This is a genomic window from Aeromonas sp. 602658 (assembly GCF_049173005.1).
Classification (GTDB): Bacteria; Pseudomonadota; Gammaproteobacteria; order Enterobacterales; family Aeromonadaceae; genus Aeromonas; species Aeromonas veronii_A.
This window is the reverse complement of sequence record NZ_JAAKRF010000005.1, coordinates 60,757-76,588: the sequence shown is the minus strand read 5'-3', so window position 1 is coordinate 76,588 and position 15,832 is coordinate 60,757. Positions and strand designations below refer to the sequence as shown.

The 15,832-nt window shown below is 57.5% G+C and carries 19 protein-coding genes; 13 read left to right on the top strand and 6 right to left on the bottom strand.

The window, feature by feature from the left end:
- Positions 1–54: 54 nt before the first annotated feature.
- Positions 55–960 carry a Dyp-type peroxidase gene (locus G5253_RS06785; RefSeq protein WP_268012429.1) on the top strand — a complete coding sequence of 302 codons (906 nt, stop codon included), beginning with the start codon at positions 55–57 and terminating at the stop codon, positions 958–960.
- Between the two features lie 90 nt (positions 961–1,050).
- Here the strand turns inward: G5253_RS06785 and argR are convergent, their stop codons facing one another.
- Positions 1,051–1,521: a transcriptional regulator ArgR gene (gene argR, locus G5253_RS06780; protein WP_005340378.1), complete on the bottom strand. Its 471-nt coding sequence runs from the start codon at positions 1,519–1,521 to the stop codon at positions 1,051–1,053.
- 201 nt (positions 1,522–1,722) lie between these two features.
- Between argR and G5253_RS06775 the strand changes: the two genes are divergently transcribed.
- The 6 genes from G5253_RS06775 to G5253_RS06750 all read left to right on the top strand — a co-directional run bounded on the left by G5253_RS06775 (position 1,723) and on the right by G5253_RS06750 (position 6,682).
- Positions 1,723–2,463, top strand: coding sequence for an ATP-binding cassette domain-containing protein (locus G5253_RS06775; protein ID WP_005357971.1), 741 nt, complete (start codon positions 1,723–1,725; stop codon positions 2,461–2,463).
- Between the two features lie 24 nt (positions 2,464–2,487).
- The gene (locus G5253_RS06770; protein ID WP_005340381.1) at positions 2,488–3,225 is read left to right on the top strand and encodes a transporter substrate-binding domain-containing protein; all 738 of its coding nucleotides are present in this window, start codon (positions 2,488–2,490) and stop codon (positions 3,223–3,225) included.
- 3 nt (positions 3,226–3,228) lie between these two features.
- A complete protein-coding gene (artQ, locus tag G5253_RS06765) occupies positions 3,229–3,879 on the top strand; it encodes an arginine ABC transporter permease ArtQ (RefSeq protein WP_319919510.1) in 651 nt (216 codons plus the stop codon).
- Between the two features lie 3 nt (positions 3,880–3,882).
- Positions 3,883–4,545, top strand: a complete 663-nt coding sequence (artM, locus tag G5253_RS06760; protein ID WP_216952846.1) for an arginine ABC transporter permease ArtM — start codon at positions 3,883–3,885, stop codon at positions 4,543–4,545.
- A gap of 221 nt (positions 4,546–4,766) precedes the next feature.
- Positions 4,767–5,702 carry a malate dehydrogenase gene (gene mdh, locus G5253_RS06755; RefSeq protein WP_005340384.1) on the top strand — a complete coding sequence of 312 codons (936 nt, stop codon included), beginning with the start codon at positions 4,767–4,769 and terminating at the stop codon, positions 5,700–5,702.
- Positions 5,703–6,097: 395 nt separating this feature from the next.
- Complete coding sequence (locus tag G5253_RS06750) at positions 6,098–6,682, top strand: tetratricopeptide repeat protein (protein ID WP_103251390.1); 585 nt, start codon at positions 6,098–6,100, stop codon at positions 6,680–6,682.
- Positions 6,683–6,781: 99 nt separating this feature from the next.
- Here G5253_RS06750 and hmpA read toward each other — a convergent pair whose 3' ends face one another.
- Positions 6,782–7,975: an NO-inducible flavohemoprotein gene (gene hmpA / locus G5253_RS06745; RefSeq protein WP_421202940.1), complete on the bottom strand. Its 1,194-nt coding sequence runs from the start codon at positions 7,973–7,975 to the stop codon at positions 6,782–6,784.
- A gap of 111 nt (positions 7,976–8,086) precedes the next feature.
- Between hmpA and G5253_RS06740 the strand changes: the two genes are divergently transcribed.
- Complete coding sequence (locus G5253_RS06740; RefSeq protein WP_005340388.1) at positions 8,087–8,557, top strand: Rrf2 family transcriptional regulator; 471 nt, start codon at positions 8,087–8,089, stop codon at positions 8,555–8,557.
- A gap of 40 nt (positions 8,558–8,597) precedes the next feature.
- Here G5253_RS06740 and G5253_RS06735 read toward each other — a convergent pair whose 3' ends face one another.
- Both G5253_RS06735 and G5253_RS06730 read right to left on the bottom strand, forming a co-directional pair.
- Positions 8,598–9,878: an HlyC/CorC family transporter gene (locus tag G5253_RS06735; protein WP_421202938.1), complete on the bottom strand. Its 1,281-nt coding sequence runs from the start codon at positions 9,876–9,878 to the stop codon at positions 8,598–8,600.
- 42 nt (positions 9,879–9,920) lie between these two features.
- Positions 9,921–10,712: a cytochrome C assembly family protein gene (locus G5253_RS06730; RefSeq protein ID WP_421202936.1), complete on the bottom strand. Its 792-nt coding sequence runs from the start codon at positions 10,710–10,712 to the stop codon at positions 9,921–9,923.
- Positions 10,713–10,916: 204 nt separating this feature from the next.
- Between G5253_RS06730 and ffh the strand changes: the two genes are divergently transcribed.
- The 5 genes from ffh (at position 10,917) to rplS (ending at position 14,434) form a co-directional block, all read left to right on the top strand.
- Positions 10,917–12,293: a signal recognition particle protein gene (gene ffh, locus G5253_RS06725; RefSeq protein ID WP_005341384.1), complete on the top strand. Its 1,377-nt coding sequence runs from the start codon at positions 10,917–10,919 to the stop codon at positions 12,291–12,293.
- A gap of 182 nt (positions 12,294–12,475) precedes the next feature.
- Positions 12,476–12,724: a 30S ribosomal protein S16 gene (gene rpsP, locus G5253_RS06720; protein ID WP_216952849.1), complete on the top strand. Its 249-nt coding sequence runs from the start codon at positions 12,476–12,478 to the stop codon at positions 12,722–12,724.
- A gap of 24 nt (positions 12,725–12,748) precedes the next feature.
- Entirely contained in the window at positions 12,749–13,270 is a 522-nt protein-coding gene (gene rimM / locus G5253_RS06715; RefSeq protein WP_005340394.1) for a ribosome maturation factor RimM, read from the top strand.
- A 34-nt stretch (positions 13,271–13,304) separates the two neighbouring features.
- A complete protein-coding gene (gene trmD / locus G5253_RS06710; protein WP_005308699.1) occupies positions 13,305–14,054 on the top strand; it encodes a tRNA (guanosine(37)-N1)-methyltransferase TrmD in 750 nt (249 codons plus the stop codon).
- A 32-nt stretch (positions 14,055–14,086) separates the two neighbouring features.
- Positions 14,087–14,434, top strand: coding sequence for a 50S ribosomal protein L19 (gene rplS / locus G5253_RS06705; RefSeq protein ID WP_005313505.1), 348 nt, complete (start codon positions 14,087–14,089; stop codon positions 14,432–14,434).
- A gap of 108 nt (positions 14,435–14,542) precedes the next feature.
- On the opposite strand, the gene G5253_RS06700 is transcribed toward rplS, so the two are convergent.
- Positions 14,543–14,866 carry an isoamylase early set domain-containing protein gene (locus G5253_RS06700; protein ID WP_005348910.1) on the bottom strand — a complete coding sequence of 108 codons (324 nt, stop codon included), beginning with the start codon at positions 14,864–14,866 and terminating at the stop codon, positions 14,543–14,545.
- Between the two features lie 80 nt (positions 14,867–14,946).
- Positions 14,947–15,621: a DNA mismatch repair endonuclease MutH gene (gene mutH, locus G5253_RS06695; RefSeq protein ID WP_258721418.1), complete on the bottom strand. Its 675-nt coding sequence runs from the start codon at positions 15,619–15,621 to the stop codon at positions 14,947–14,949.
- Between the last annotated feature and the right edge of the window lie 211 nt (positions 15,622–15,832).

Genomic DNA, 15,832 nt, shown 5'->3' with positions numbered 1-15,832 from the left:
AATCGCGCAACGCAAATAGCCCGTAACGCTAACGCCTATTCAGGGGAGAGATATATGAAAGCCCAAGCCGGGATCTGCGCAGAGCCGAATCTGCACGCCCTCTATCTGATGTTCAATCGTACCGGCGATGCCGCCGAACTGGTCGGCCGTCTGGCCAAACTGCCCGCCTTGTGGCAGGCGGTCGCCGCCGATTTCCCTGATGCCGGTTTCAGCGGTCTGGTTGCTGTTGGCTCCGACGCTTGGGATGGTCTCTACCCTGCCGCCCGTCCACCCCAGTTCCGCAGCTTTATGGCGCAATCCGCCAATGGTCAGGAAGCGCCCAACACCCCGTTTGATCTCTTTATCCAGCTGCGCGCCGATCGGGTGGATGTGCTGCACCACGCAGGTCACCGTGTGATGGCACTGCTGGCCGGACTGGTCGAGCTGGCCGAAGAGGTGCGCGGTTTCCGCAACCTGGATTGCCGTGACCTGACCGGTTTCGTCGATGGCACCGAGAACCCGCAGGATGAGCACCGTGCCGAAGTGGCGCTGGTGGCGGAAGGCGAGTTTGCCGGTGGCTCCTACATTCATGTCCAGCGCTGGGTCCATGCCATGAGCGACTGGGAGAAGCTGGCGCAAAAAGAGCAGGAAGACATTATCGGTCGCACCAAGCCCGATAACATCGAGTATGAGTCTGCCGCCAAACCGCTGACCGCCCACATCAAGCGGGTCAATCTCAAGACTCCGAAGGGAGAGTCCATGGAGATCCTGCGCCAGAGCATGCCCTGGGGCACCATGACCGAGCAGGGGCTCTACTTCATCTCCTGCTGCCGCACTCCTCAGCACTTCAACGCCATGCTGGCCAGCATGTACAAGGGGGAGGGCAGCCACTTCGACCACCTGCTGCGCTTTACCAAGGCGGTGACCGGCGCGGCTTTCTTCGCCCCATCGGAAGGTTTTTTGATGGCGCAGGGCAAATAAGCCCGCCTGACGAAGACTCAGAAAACAAAAATCCCGGCCTTGGCCGGGATTTTTCGTTCTGGCGTGACCGCTATGACGCGGTAGCGGCCATTACGGAGTCTGTTCGAACAGCTCGAGGGCGGAGAGGTAGAGCTCTTCGATATCGGTGTCGCTGGTCGGGGTGATGAAGATGGTGTCATCACCGGCGATGGTGCCGAGGATCCCCTCTGCCTTGCCGAGGGAGTCGAGCAGGCGGGCGATCAGCTGGGCTGCACCCGGGCTGGTGTGGATCACCACCAGTGCGCCGTTGTGATCGACGTCCAGTACCAGATTCTTGAGCGGGCTGGAGGTGGTGGGCACGCCCAGTTCCACCGGCAGGCAGTAGACCATCTCCATCTTGGCGTTGCGAGTGCGAACGGCGCCGAAGCGGCTCAGCATGCGCGATACCTTGGACTGGTTGATGTTCTCGAAGCCCAGCTCTTGCAGGGCGGTGACGATTTCTGCCTGGGAGCCAAAGCGCTCTTCTTTCAGCAAGGCTTTAAAGGCCTTGGCCAGTTTTTCTTGCTTGTCGTTGTGTTTCATCTTGGTCTCACGAATGAGGAGGTGTGGCGGCCTGCGCGATACAGGCGGCAGATACGAACAGCGGGGCCATTTTGCATTCATATGCCGTTTTTTGCAAGGAAGCGGCGCTTGTTCTGCATATTGATTCAAAAATGGCTTGCATCAACCTTTATTAGGGATAGAATCGGGATGAAATTTTGAAAACTTATTCAATTGGGCTGTATGGGTATTGAATTAATAGGTATCGAGAAGTCTTGGCACAAGGTGCCGGTTCTGCAACAGGTCAGCTTTCGGACATCCCCCGGTGAAACCTTGGTGTTGCTGGGCCCGAGCGGTGCTGGCAAGAGTTCCCTACTACGGATGATGAATCTGCTGGATACCCCGGATGCGGGTGTTCTGCGGATTGGCGAAAGTGAATTTTCTTTCCCGAACTCCCTCTCTGCTGCCGAATTCAACCGCCAGTCCCAACTGCTGCGCCGCAAGGTGGGCATGGTGTTCCAGCAGTACAATCTCTGGCCACATCTCACTGTGATGGAGAATCTGATTGAAGCGCCGGTCAAGGTGCTCGGCATGAGCAAGGAGGCCGCCATCGAGAAGGGGGCCTACCTGCTGGCCCAGCTGCAACTGGCCGACAAGCGCGATGCCTGGCCTGCCCGTCTCTCTGGCGGTCAGCAGCAGCGGGTGGCCATTGCCCGTACCCTGATGATGGACCCGGAAGTGCTGCTGTTTGACGAGCCGACAGCTGCCCTCGATCCCGAGATCACCAAAGAGGTGGCCGAGATCATCCGCAACCTGAGCCAGACCGGCATTACCCAGGTGGTGGTGACCCACGAGGTCGACTTTGCCCGCAAGGTGGCCAGCCAGGTGATTTATCTGGAGAAGGGGCGGATCATCGAATCCGGCACCGCCGCCATTTTCCAATCCCCGCAAACCAGCCGGTTTGCCGAATTCTTGATGCATTGATATTGAATCGATAAGGAAGCTGTCATGAAAAAGAGTCTGTTGTTGGTTGCTGCCATGGGCCTGTTGAGTACCTCCGTCATGGCCAAAGAGATCAAGTTCGCCACCGAGGCCACCTACGCACCGTTCGAATACCTGGATGACAAGAACGAGTTTCAGGGTTTTGACATCGATCTGGCGCGCGCCATCTGCGAGCAGGCCAAGCTGGAGTGCAGCTTCCACAACCAGGCCTTTGACAGCCTGATCCCCAGCCTCAAATTCCGTCGCTACGATGCCGCCATCGCCGCCATGGACGTGACCCCTGAGCGGGCCGCTCAGGTCGATTTCTCTGACATCTACTACGAGAACTCGGCCGTATTCGTCGCCAAGAAAGGGGCCTTCAAGGGGCCGGAAGAGATGGTCGACAAGACAGTCGGCGTGCAGAACGGTACCTCTCACCAGTCCTATCTGGTTGATAACTGGGTGAGCAAGGGTCTGCTGACCGTGCCGTACGCCAGCTACCAGAGCGCCTTCCTCGACATGATGAATGGCCGTACCGACGGTGTCTTTGCCGATACCGCCGTTGCTGCCGACTGGCTGAAGCAGCACAAGGAGTATGCGGTGGTGGGTGCGCCGGTGACGGATGCCAAGTACTTCGGTACCGGCTTTGGCATCGCGGTCGCCAAGGGCAATCAGGAGCTGCTGACCCAGCTGAACAAGGGGCTGGCCGAGATCAAGGCCAACGGCACCTATCAGAAAATCTTCGACAAATACTTCGCGCAGTAAGCCATGTTGAGCCTGTTGTTGGATGCAGCCTGGATGACCCTCGGGCTGGCCTTGGCATCACTGGTCGGGGGCATGGTATTGGCGCTGGCGTTCAGTGCCGCCGAGCTCAGCAAGCAGCGTGCATTGGTGTGGCCGGTGGCCACCCTGACCACGCTGATCCGTGGTCTGCCCGAGTTGCTGGTGGTGCTGTTCATCTACTTCGGCTCGACCCAGGTGCTGTTCCTCATCACTGGCGAGTATGTGGAGTTCAGCCCGTTCGCCTGTGGGGTGCTGGCGCTCTCCCTGCTGTTTGCCAGCTATGCGACCCAGACCCTGCGGGCGGCGCTCAATGCGGTGCCTTCAGGTCAACGGTTGGCGGCGCTGGCGTTGGGGTTGAGCAAGAGCCACATCTTCTTTCGCATCGTGTTGCCGCAGGCGTGGCGTTATGCCCTGCCGGGCCTCGGCAACCAGTGGCTGGTGTTGCTGAAAGATACCGCGCTGGTGTCGCTTATCGGGGTCAACGAGATGATGCGTCAGGCGCAGATGGCCTCGGCCAGTACCTATGAGCCTTTCACCTGGTATGCCGCCGCCGCCCTCATCTATCTGGCCATCAGTCTGGTGAGTGAATATGGCCTCGGGCTGGCTGCCCGCTACACCCGCCGCTACGGAGGCTAACTGATGCAAGAGTATCTCGTTACGTTGCTGGGCGGTCTGGTCACCACGCTGGAGCTGACCCTGTTCAGCCTGCTGCTGGGGATTGTGTTGGCAGCCCTGATGACCTGGGTGTTGGAGCTGCGCCTGCCGGTGGCGACCCAGCTGGTGCAGCTGTGGGTGCTGCTCTTTACCGGCACGCCGCTGCTCATTCAGATCTTCCTGATTTACTACGGGCCGGGCCAGTTCGAGTGGCTGAAAGCCGGCCCGCTCTGGCCGCTGCTCAAGCAGCCCTGGTTCTGCGCCGTGCTGGCGCTGGGTCTCAACACGGCGGCCTACTCCACCCGGTTGTTCAAGGGGGCGCTCGATGCCATCCCGGCTGGTGAGGTGGAGGCGTGCCGGGCGCTTGGTTTTAATGGCCGCCAGACCTTGTGGATGAAGGTGCGCCACGCCGCCCGTCATCTGGTGCCTGCCTACTCCAACGAGGTGATCCTGGTGCTCAAGGGGAGCTCCCTCGCCAGTACTATCACCATCATGGACATCATGGGGCTGGCGCAGGGGTTGAACGCCCAGACCTACGATACCCTGGCTGTGTTCGGGGTGGCTGGTGGGCTTTATCTGGCGATGAACGGATTGTTAACAATTGGTTTTCGCTGGTGTGAAAAACGGGCGCTGGCATTCCAATCCTGAGACCCTCAGATCTACCTCTTTATGGTAAGGAGAAGTGCAGAAAAACTGTGCTTCTCCTCCAACTTTTTGTATTTCCCTCCAATTTTTGCTCCCGCATGTTTCGTGGCTCACAGAACCCGTGACTGCAACTGTTATCAGATTGTTTTTTATGGGGGGATCCATTAAGGTTGGGCGCACAACAACAAACAACCTTAAACCTACGCTTAAACATGGAGTTGATCATGAAAGTTGCCGTTCTGGGTGCCGCTGGTGGCATCGGTCAAGCCCTCGCTCTGCTGTTGAAAAACCGTCTGCCGGCTGGCTCCGAGCTGAGCCTGTATGACATCGCCCCGGTTACCCCGGGTGTGGCCGTTGACCTCAGTCATATTCCTACCGACGTCGCCATCAAGGGCTTCTGCGGTGAAGATCCGACTCCTGCGCTGGTTGGGGCCGATGTGGTGCTGATCTCCGCCGGTGTGGCACGCAAGCCGGGGATGGATCGCTCCGACCTGTTCAATATCAACGCCGGTATCGTCAAGAATCTGGTCGAGAAGTGCGCGGCCACTTGCCCGAAAGCACTGATCGGCATCATCACCAACCCGGTCAACACCACTGTGGCTATCGCCGCCGAAGTGCTGAAGAAAGCCGGTGTCTATGACAAGCGTCGCCTGTTCGGTGTCACCACCCTGGACGTGATCCGCGCCGAGACCTTCGTGGCCGCTGCCAAAGGGTTGAACATCGACAAGGTACGCGTCAACGTGATCGGTGGTCACAGTGGCGTCACCATCCTGCCGCTGCTCTCCCAGATTGAAGGCGCTTCCTTCACCGCTGAAGAAGTGGCAGCCATGACCAAGCGCATCCAGAATGCCGGTACCGAAGTGGTGGAAGCCAAAGCCGGTGGCGGTTCTGCGACCCTCTCCATGGGTCAGGCGGCTTGCCGTTTCGGTCTCTCCCTCATCAAGGGTCTGCAGGGCGAAGCCAACGTTGTTGAGTGCGCCTACGTTGAAGGCAACGGCGAGCACGCCACCTTCTTCGCACAGCCGGTACTGCTGGGCAAGAATGGCGTCGAAACCGTACTGGATTACGGCAAGCTGAGCGCGTTCGAGCAGGAAGCGATGGAAGGCATGCTGGCTACCCTGAAAGCCGATATCCAGCTGGGTGTCGATTTCGTCAAGTAAGCGGGTCAACCGTGCCAACAAGGGAGCTTCGGCTCCCTTTTGTATTGATGAGATCCGCCCGGCAGGCTAAGGGGATGGGGCTTGGTGCCGATAACAGAGTGCAGCAGGAGATCCTTATGATGAAACCCCTTACCCTTCTCATTCTTGTCGGTACATTCACCGCGCCCCTCTATGGTGCCGAGGCGGTATCGGCTGCCGTATCGAGCGATGTGCCTGCAGCAAGTGCATCGGCACCGACCGCAAGCAGTGCTGCGGTGTCAACGGCCCCTGTCTCTGCTGCTACGCCAGCGCCCTCTGAGGCAGTCCCCGTCTTGCTCCCGGCCGAGCCGGTCACCCCCGTTACCAGCAGTGGCGAGGGGGCCGCGCCGCTGCCAAAACCGGTGGAACCTGCTGCTGTGGTGGCGCCTCCCGCACCTCTGGCCGCTGGCGAGTTGCAGGCGGTGCCACTCTATCGTCAGGACGAGTTGCTCAACTGGATTGAGCAGGGGCGTCACCTCACTCAGGTGAAGCAGGATCGCTGTCAGCTGACTCAGGATATCGAAGCGCGCGCCTCGGTGATGAAGATCCCGGCCTATCAATTCCTCTGGGGGGATATGCTGGCGTGGGGTGTCTGTACCAAATCCAATGCCGAACTCGGGGTGCAATATATGTGGGAGGCGGCCAATCAGGGGTTGGCGCCAGCGCTGGAGCAGCTGGGGCGCTACTACTGGAAAGGAACTTTGGTGCAGAAGGATTTGGTGCGAGCCGAAACTCTGATGCGCGAGGCGGCCAGCCTCGGTTTTCTGCGGGCTCGCATCGAGTGGGTCGAGATGCTGTTGCAGGGGATGGGCAGTCCGCTTGATTATGAGGACGCCTATCGCTGGCTCCATGGCTCCGTCATAGGTGACAAGGCGCTGCACCAGAAGGCGGCGAGTCTGCTCAGCCGTCTTGGCAACCGGATGCCGGCCAACGTGGTGGCCCGCGCCAAGGCGATGCACTGATCCAAAAAAATGACCCACAGATCTGCACCTGTGGGTCCGGTTCCAGCCGCCGTGCCATGACAAGCCGGAACCTCCCTCTGTTATATGGCTGCCTGCGCCTTAGAGATCTTGGTGGGGGCCAAAAACTTCGTAATGGAGCTGCCCCGTTGGTACCCCAGCAGCCAGCAGCTGCCGCTTGATCTCTTGCATGAAGCCGACAGGGCCACAGAAGTAGTAGTGGGCCTCTGGCGTGATGCGCTCCTTCACGGCAGTCAGATCCATGGTGCCGGCCAGATCGTAATCTTGCCCCTGCACATCACTGGCCTCCGGCTCCCGATACCAGATCCGGCTCAGCAAGTTGGGATGCTGGCGGGATTTTTGCTGAATATCCTCCCGGAAGGCGTGTACAGCACCCTGTTCGCAGGCGTGCAGCCAGGTGACATCAGCCTGATGGCCGTTCGCCAGCAACTGGTTGAGCATGCTCATCATCGGCGTCACGCCGACACCGGCGGAGAGCAGTACCACCGGGGTCTGGCTGTCGGCTTTCAGATAGAAATCGCCGGTAGGGGGCATCACCTCGATCTTGTCACCCACCTGCAGGTGATCGTGCAGCAGGTTGGAGACCTGACCCTGCGGCTCACGCTTGACGCTGATGCGGTAATCCTGCCCGTTGGGGGCATCGGAGAGGGAGTATTGGCGGATCTCCTGATATTCCAGCTCGGGGTGAACCAGCTTGATGCTGAGGTATTGGCCCGGTTTGAAGGTCAGTACCGGCTTGCCATCTTCCGGCGCCAGCAGGAAGGAGGTGATGAGGTCGCTCTCGGCTCGCTTCTCCTTGATGATGAAGGTGCGGGTACCTTGCCAGCCACCATCCTGATTGGCCTTCTCCTGATAGATCTCCTGCTCGCGGCCGATGAAGATGTCGGCCAGCACGCCATACGCCTTGCCCCATGCCTCCAGCACCTCGTCGGTGACCGCACTTCCGCCCAATTCTTTGAGCGTGGCCAAGAGATGACTACCTACAATGTGATATTGTTCCGGCTGGATCAGGAATCCGGTATGTTTGTGCGCAATCCGCTCGACCGCACCGGCGAGCGCTCCCAGATTGTCGATATTCTTTGCATACGCGGCGACTGCATTGAACAGGGCCAGCGGCTGGCCGCCACTGCGTTGATGGGCCAGGTTGAAGATATCTTTCAGCTCCGGGTTATGGCTGAACATCCGCTGGTAGAAGTGCTGGGTGAGGGCAGGGCCTGCCGATTCGAGCAGCGGAATGGTGCTTTTGATGACGGCAACGGTGGTTTGATCTAGCATAGGGGCCTCGTTCTAATTAAACATATAAAATGTCATTTAATAAGTGGCATCCTAGATGTTTATTTGATTTGAATCAATACTCCACTTTTCGCATCGCGCTAATCAGGTTTTATGAGACTAACCAGTTATACAGATTTTGGATTGAGAGCCCTGCTCTATCTTGCCACCCTGCCGGAAGGGGAGTTGTCGAGCGTTGCCAAGGTATCGGCCCTGTATGGCGTTTCCCGCAACCACATGGTGAAGGTGGTCAATCAGCTGGTGAAGCTGGGCTATCTGCAATCCCAGCGGGGCAAGAATGGCGGTATTCGCATGGCTTGCGATCCCGCCACCATCAATATCGGGCAGGTGATCAGGGCGCTGGAAGGCAATCTGGACGGCATTGACTGCGGCTCGCCCGCTTGCCACATCGTCTCTGTCTGTTTGCTCAAGAGTGCGCTGAAAGAGGCGATGGATGCGTTTCTGGCGGTGATGGACAGCTATACGCTGCAAGACCTGCTGGCCAACCGTGACGAGCTGCAACGGGTGTTCGGCGAGTTGATCCCGACGCTGGTGCTGGAGCCGGATGATGAAGATGAACAGTGACGATGAGCAACAGAAAAGGGCTGCCACTGGCAGCCCTTTTTCAATCTTGCGGATCCGACTCCGCCCGATACGATGCCGGCATGATCCGCGCCATCTTCACCATGTTGTTCTCCACATCGAGGATCTCGATAGGATAACCGGCCAGCCGGATCCCGATGTTGGGCTGGGGGAGCTCCTCTAGATATTCGAGGATCAGACCGTTGAGGGTACGCGGGCCGTCGATGGGCAGGTGCCAGTTCATCTCCTTGTTCAGCTCACGAATATTGGCTGAGCCTTCGACCAGATAAGAACCATCTGACTGGGGATGGATCTCGTCGCTCGGCGCTGGCGTCATGGAGGTGGTGAAGTCGCCGACGATCTCTTCCAGAATGTCGTCCAGAGTGATTAGACCCTGAATATCGCCGTATTCGTCGACGATCAGGCCAATTCGCTCCTTGTTACGCTGGAATTTGGCCAGCTGCACGTTGAGCGGCGTTCCTTCCGGAATGAAGTAGATCTCGTCCACTTCTCGCAACAGACTCGATTTGTTGAACTGGTCCCTGGCTACCAGTCTAAGGGCATCGCGTGCGTGTAAAAATCCGACAACGTCGTCGATATTGTCGCGATAGAGGAGGATCTTGGTGTGAGCGCAGTGGGCCAGCTGGCGCTGGATGCTCTTCCAGTCATCGTTGATGTCGATGGCGTAGATATCGCTGCGTGGCACCATGATGTCCTCGACCAGCATCTTGTCGAGATCCAGAATGCTCAGCAGCATCTCCTGATGACGCTGGGGGATCAGGTTACCCGCCTCATTGACTATGGTGCGCAGCTCCTCGGTGTTGAGGGAGTCATCCTTGCTGGGATTGATCTTCAGCATCTTGAGCAGGCCGCTGGTGATGCCGTTGATCAGCCAGACCAGCGGTGAGAGCGGCCCCATCAGCCCCTTGAGGATCCAGGAGGCGGGATAGGCGATCTTCTCCGGAAACATGGCGGCCAGGGTCTTGGGGGTCACTTCACCGAATACCAGTACCACCAGGGTCAGCCCGAAGGTGGCGATGGCGACCCCGAGATCACCAAACAGCCGGATACAGACGATGGTGGCGATGGCGGAGGCGAGGATATTGACCAGATTGTTGCCGATCAGGATCAGCCCCAGCAGGCGATCGGGGCGGGCGAGCAGTTGCTCGACGCGACGTGCGGCTTTGTGTTTGGTCTGTGCCAGATGCCGCAGTTTGTAGCGGTTAATGGACATCAGGCCGGTTTCGGAACTGGAGAAAAAGGCGGAAAGAAGGATCAAGATAACGAGAACAATCAGTAATGTACTCGTTGAGATGCTGTCCAAAAAGGGCTCCTGTTGGATGGTATGGCTAAAAGAGTATAGGTGTCAGCTCAACAGCACTTCTTTGACGAAGCGACTGCCAAAGTAGGCAAGAGTCAGGATGAAGCTGCCGATCAGACTGAGTGTGATGACTTTACGGCCGCGCCAGCCATAGGTGTGATGACCCCACAGCAGCAACACGTAGACACACCATGCCAGGATGGAGAGCACTGCCTTGTGAGACTTGCCCTGGGCGAACATATCTTCGAGGAAGAAGAGGCCGGAGGCGATGGAGAGTGTCAGCAGCAGCACCCCTGCAGAGATCAACTGAAACAGTCGTTTTTCCACTGTCATCAGTGGCGGCATGGCTGGCAGATTGCTGATTTTTCGAGATTTAAGCTGCTTGTCCAGACAGGCGAGCTGCAGCGCAAACAGACAGGCGATCATCAATACCGAGTAGGCCATCAGGGCGAGGCCGATGTGCAGCAACAGCTGGGGATGGGCCTCCAGATGGGTTATGTAGCGACCCGGGATCAAGGCGCTGGCAGCCAGCAACAGGGCCGAGAAGCTATAGACTACCGGCAGCAGGATCCAGCCGTTGAAGCGACGGGTGACGCAGGTCATGAAGCAACTAATGATCAGGCTCACCAGCGAGGCGACGTTGAGCATGCTCAGGTTTTGACCGGAATGGGTCACCATTACTTCGCTGGCAACAGATGCACCATGGGCTACCAGTGCCAGTCCCACGCAAGCGAACAGGGGGGCGTACCCGACTTGTTTGGCATTGAGCAGCAGGTGCAGTGAGGCGATGATGGCCAGCAGATAAAACGCCAGGGCCAGAACAGAGATCACGATCATAACCAGGTCGTTGTTACACAAGCATTTAGGGATATAAGAGGAGCAGTATACCTTGCACAAGATGTGCTCGCCAGTTGTGCAATGGCCGATCCGCCCATATATAGGGACGAAGCATAGATGAGCGACGGTGCGGTGAATAATCGTCCTCGCGGCTGCTCTGGGTTATAATGCCCCCATTTATTACGCCAAGAACCGGAATGCGTCATGTTTGAGAATTTGACTGAAAGACTCTCGCGCACCTTGCGCAATGTCAGTGGCCGTGGTCGGCTGACCGAAGAGAACATCAAAGAGACCCTGCGCGAAGTCCGCATGGCGCTGCTTGAGGCGGACGTCGCCCTGCCGGTCGTGCGTGATTTCGTGGCGCGCGTCAAGGAGCGTGCCGTCGGGCAGGAAGTGGCCAAATCCCTGAGCCCGGGTCAGGCATTCATCAAGATAGTGCACGGCGAGCTGGTCACCGTGATGGGGGAGGCCAATGAACAGCTCAATCTGGCTGCCCAGCCGCCCGCCATTATCCTGATGGCCGGTTTGCAGGGGGCCGGTAAGACCACCACGGTCGGCAAACTGGCCAAACTGCTCAAAGAGCGCAACAAGAAGAAGGTGTTGGTGGTCAGTGCCGACGTCTATCGCCCTGCGGCGATCAAACAGCTGGAGACCCTGGCGGGTGACATCGGCGTCGACTTCTTCCCGAGCGATGCAAGCCAGAAGCCGGTTGCCATCGCGACTGCCGCTATCGATCAGGCGCGCAAGAAATTCTATGACGTGGTGATCGTCGATACCGCCGGCCGTCTGCATGTTGATAGCGAAATGATGGCCGAGATCCAGGATCTGCACGCCACCATCAAGCCTGTCGAGACCCTGTTCGTGGTCGATGCCATGACCGGTCAGGATGCCGCCAACACCGCCAAGGCGTTCAACGAAGCGCTGCCCCTTACCGGCGTGATCCTCACCAAGGCGGACGGCGATGCCCGCGGTGGTGCCGCCCTGTCGGTGCGCCACATCACCGGTAAACCGGTCAAGTTCATCGGTATGGGCGAGAAGACCGATGCGCTGGAGCCGTTCCACCCTGATCGCCTCGCCTCTCGCATCCTCGGCATGGGCGATGTGCTCTCTCTGATCGAAGAGGTGGAGCGTAACGTCGATAAAGAGAAAGCGGCCAAGCTGGCCAGCAAGGTCAAGAGCGGTAAAGGCTTCGATCTCGAGGACTTCCGCGAGCAGTTGGCCCAGATGCGCAACATGGGCGGCATGATGGGTATGCTCGACAAGCTGCCGGGCATGTCCGGCCTGCCGGACAACATCAAGGATCAGATGGATGACAAACTCACCGTGCGGATGGAGGCCATCATCAGCTCCATGACGCCGAAAGAGCGTGCCCATCCCGACCTCATCAAGGGCTCTCGCAAGCGTCGCATCGCTGCAGGTTCCGGCATGCAGGTGCAGGACGTGAACAAGCTGCTCAAGCAGTTCACAGAGATGCAGCGCATGATGAAGAAGATGTCCGGCAAGGGCGGCATGCGTAAAATGATGAGCCAGATGAAGAACATGCTGCCACCGGGATTTGGTGGCGGTCGCGGTCCGTTCTGATTATCCGGAGTTAGGTATTGAGCGAGGGTCTGCGAGTTGCAGGCCCTTTTCATTGCAGCCCTGCGCAAAAAATGGCTGGCTTGGTTGCAATTATTACGAATCCAAGTAGAATTATGCGGCTTATTTTAAGCTAGGGTCCGCGTGTTTGCGGGCCTTGTTCATTAGATGTTAATGAGGACGATATGGTAACCATTCGTTTACAACGTGGTGGCGCGAAAAAGCGTCCGTTCTACCAGGTAGTAGTTGCTGACAGCCGTAACGCCCGCGACGGTCGTTTCATCGAGCGCGTTGGTTTCTTCAACCCGGTTGCTTCTGGTCAGGCTGAAAAGCTGAACCTGGACCTGGCTCGTATCGAGCATTGGGTTGCTACTGGTGCCGCTGTTTCTGAGCGCGTTGCCAAGCTGATCAAAGACGCTGCCAAAGCTGCTTAATCAGCCAAACGGTAAGGAGTTAAGGTGGAAAAACCTGTAGTTCTGGGCACCCTGGGGACCGTTTACGGCATCAAGGGCTGGCTTAAAGTGAACTCCTTCACCGATGTTGCCGAAGCGATTTTCGATTACAACCCCTGGCTGATTAATCAGAACGGGGCGTGGCGTGAAATTCGGGTTTCATCCTGGAAACGTCACAACAAGGGTCTGATCTGCAAACTCGATGGTATCGATGTGCGCGAAGATGCCCTGGCATTGACCAATGTCGAGATCGGCGTACCCGCTGATCTATTGCCTGCGTTGCCTGAGGGCGAGTTCTACTGGCGTGACCTGATTGGTTGCTCGGTAGTGACCACCAAGGGATATGACCTAGGCAAGGTGACCGAATTGATGGAAACCGGCTCCAACGATGTGTTGGTGGTTGAGGCCAATGTAAAAGATGCCTTTGGTGCAAAGGAGCGGTTGATTCCGTTCCTGGAAGAGCAGGTGATCAAGAACATTGATCTGACTGCTCGAACAATCGAAGTTGATTGGGATCCTGGTTTCTAGTTTCCCGCGCTAACACGGGTGCCGGAGGTTTCTTATGTGGATTGGGGTAATTAGCCTCTTCCCTGAAATGTTCCGAGCCATTACCGAGCACGGGGTAACGGGTCGGGCCGTCAAGAGTGGCCTGCTGCAGATTGAGTGCTGGAACCCCCGGGACTTTACCCACGACAAACACCGTACGGTCGATGATCGTCCTTATGGTGGTGGGCCCGGCATGTTAATGATGGTTCAGCCGCTGCGTGACGCGATTCATGCAGCCAAGCAAGCGGCGGGAGACGGGGCGAAAGTCATCTATCTCTCCCCTCAGGGACGCAAGCTGACTCAAGCGGGCGTAACCGAGTTGGCGACGAATCAGAAACTGATTCTGGTAGCCGGTCGATACGAAGGTATCGATGAACGCGTGATACAAACCGAAGTCGACGAAGAGTGGTCTATCGGGGATTACGTGTTAAGTGGTGGCGAGTTGCCTGCCATGACCCTGATCGATGCGGTTTCGCGTCTGGTCCCTGGGGTTTTGGGCGATCAGGCCAGTGCCGAGCAAGACTCCTTTACGGATGGCTTGCTGGATCATCCCCACTATACTCGGCCGGAGGTGTTGGATGGATTGGCGGTGCCCGAGGCGCTGACAAGCGGCAATCACGAAGTGATTCGACGCTGGCGTCTCAAGCAGTCGCTCGGACGAACCTGGCAAAGAAGGCCGGAACTTATTAACAACCTAGCTCTGACTGACGAGCAAGAATCACTTCTTGCCGAGTATGTCCGCGAAGTGCGTGACAGCGTTAAGTAGAGTTTTCAGTTTATCCTAGGTAAGGAAAGACAATGAGCAAGATTATTCAGCAGCTTGAACAAGAGCAACTGCGTACCGACATCCCGGCTTTTGCCCAGGGCGACACTGTACGTGTTCAAGTTCGTGTTAAAGAAGGTGGTAAAGAGCGTCTGCAGGCTTTCGAAGGCATCGTTATTGCCAAGCGTAACCGCGGTCTGCACTCTGCTTTCACCGTTCGCAAGATCTCCAACGGCGAAGGTGTTGAGCGTGTATTCCAGACTCACTCTCCGCTGATCCACAGTGTAGAACTGAAGCGTCGTGGTGATGTTCGCCGCGCCAAACTGTACTACCTGCGCAACCTGTCCGGCAAAGCTGCTCGTATCAAAGAGAAGCTCAACTAATTCGATTCGAATTGGTGTCGGTATGTCGGCAAATAGCTCGACAGGTAGTGAAAAGGCTCGCCAATGGCGAGCCTTTTTTGTATCTGTCTATTGGCTCTCTGGGGGCCGTTACTGGATGACCCGAACTACCGAGTTGTCTCGCCCGAAGGGGCCTGGCACATAGTCATCCGCTGCCCAGTCATTCTCGTAGAGGGTTTCCCCTGCCGGTGTGATGAGCTGGTAGCAGTATTCGAAGTACCCCGGGCCGTCGGTCGGCAGATTGAGGGTGGCTTTGAACTCGCCGCTCTTCATGCGTTTCAGCTCGACCGGTTGCCACTGGGTGAACTCGCCGATCAGCATCACCTGTTCCGCCCCTGCAGCCGCCTCTTTCTCTACTGCAAAGGTCACCTTGACCTCGGGCTTGGACTTCAAAAACTGTTTGATCAGTGGCATGACGCCTCCTTGTCTGTGAGTTAAAAATGGCTCCTGTCTATTTTTATACCACCATATGACAAAGATGTTGATAAGGCAGATCAAGTCGGCAAGGCAAAATAGCGTTGCAGTAGACTGTGGGTGAAGTCGATCTTGAGATAGAAGCCGCGGGGCAGGGTCATGATGGGTTGACCATCGCGGCCGATGGCGCGAGTCAGCGCCTTGTTGTTGGCCGCCTTGGGCCGCAGTTGCATCACCTGGCCGTGGCGTGCGCTGATCTGCTCCACTTCTCCCAGCACTATCATGTCCATTAGCTCCTCCCAGTCCTGACGCAGTAGCCGCTCTTCCTCTTCATTCGGGCTCCACATCAGCGGCATGCCGACCCGCCGCTCGCCAACCGGGATCTCCCGACAGCCTTCCACCGGGATCCAGAGCACCCGGGATAGCTTGTTGCGCACGTTGGACTCCTCCCAGCGCTGGCCGCTGACGCCGATCAGCGGGGCGACGCAGACGAAGGTGGTCTCCAGCGGTTTGCCTTGAGGATCCACGGGGATCGTCTTGAGTTCGATCCCCAGCTCCGGGAAGTCCTGCTCCGGCTTGCTCCCTGCGCTGGCACCCAGTTGCAGCTCGATCAACTGACCGACCCACCCCTTGTCACGGCGCAGGTCTTTGGGCACTGCGACACCAGCCTCGGCGGCCAGCTGCGCCAGCGTGAAGCCAGCCATGGCATAGGCGCGGCTCAATAACTCCTGCTCGGATTGGGGATTGCTTGGCATAGTTGGCTCCATCTTGCTCGCCATATTCTAACAGGGGAGGATCCCGAGAAGGATCGCTGTTTTTATAACCGATCCTGAGTGGGTAAGATCAAATGCAGAGAATTTGGGCGCTGTCAGTTCATCATTATGATTTTAAAGGATTTTGTCTGTTTTATCGAGCAGTAAGCCAGGTCTGGTTTGACCTCTAAATAGTTGTCCAAGGGTTTGTGCA

Excerpts from the sequence above, each read along its gene's own strand:
- G5253_RS06785 (WP_268012429.1), top strand. The coding sequence starts at position 55 with ATGAAAGCCCAAGCCGGGATCTGCGCAGAGCCGAATCTGCACGCCCTC.
- argR (WP_005340378.1), bottom strand. The coding sequence starts at position 1,521 with ATGAAACACAACGACAAGCAAGAAAAACTGGCCAAGGCCTTTAAAGCC.
- G5253_RS06775 (WP_005357971.1), top strand. The coding sequence starts at position 1,723 with ATGGGTATTGAATTAATAGGTATCGAGAAGTCTTGGCACAAGGTGCCG.
- G5253_RS06770 (WP_005340381.1), top strand. The coding sequence starts at position 2,488 with ATGAAAAAGAGTCTGTTGTTGGTTGCTGCCATGGGCCTGTTGAGTACC.
- artQ (WP_319919510.1), top strand. The coding sequence starts at position 3,229 with ATGTTGAGCCTGTTGTTGGATGCAGCCTGGATGACCCTCGGGCTGGCC.
- artM (WP_216952846.1), top strand. The coding sequence starts at position 3,883 with ATGCAAGAGTATCTCGTTACGTTGCTGGGCGGTCTGGTCACCACGCTG.
- mdh (WP_005340384.1), top strand. The coding sequence starts at position 4,767 with ATGAAAGTTGCCGTTCTGGGTGCCGCTGGTGGCATCGGTCAAGCCCTC.
- hmpA (WP_421202940.1), bottom strand. The coding sequence starts at position 7,975 with ATGCTAGATCAAACCACCGTTGCCGTCATCAAAAGCACCATTCCGCTG.
- G5253_RS06740 (WP_005340388.1), top strand. The coding sequence starts at position 8,087 with ATGAGACTAACCAGTTATACAGATTTTGGATTGAGAGCCCTGCTCTAT.
- G5253_RS06730 (WP_421202936.1), bottom strand. The coding sequence starts at position 10,712 with ATGATCGTGATCTCTGTTCTGGCCCTGGCGTTTTATCTGCTGGCCATC.
- ffh (WP_005341384.1), top strand. The coding sequence starts at position 10,917 with ATGTTTGAGAATTTGACTGAAAGACTCTCGCGCACCTTGCGCAATGTC.
- rpsP (WP_216952849.1), top strand. The coding sequence starts at position 12,476 with ATGGTAACCATTCGTTTACAACGTGGTGGCGCGAAAAAGCGTCCGTTC.
- trmD (WP_005308699.1), top strand. The coding sequence starts at position 13,305 with ATGTGGATTGGGGTAATTAGCCTCTTCCCTGAAATGTTCCGAGCCATT.
- rplS (WP_005313505.1), top strand. The coding sequence starts at position 14,087 with ATGAGCAAGATTATTCAGCAGCTTGAACAAGAGCAACTGCGTACCGAC.
- G5253_RS06700 (WP_005348910.1), bottom strand. The coding sequence starts at position 14,866 with ATGCCACTGATCAAACAGTTTTTGAAGTCCAAGCCCGAGGTCAAGGTG.
- mutH (WP_258721418.1), bottom strand. The coding sequence starts at position 15,621 with ATGCCAAGCAATCCCCAATCCGAGCAGGAGTTATTGAGCCGCGCCTAT.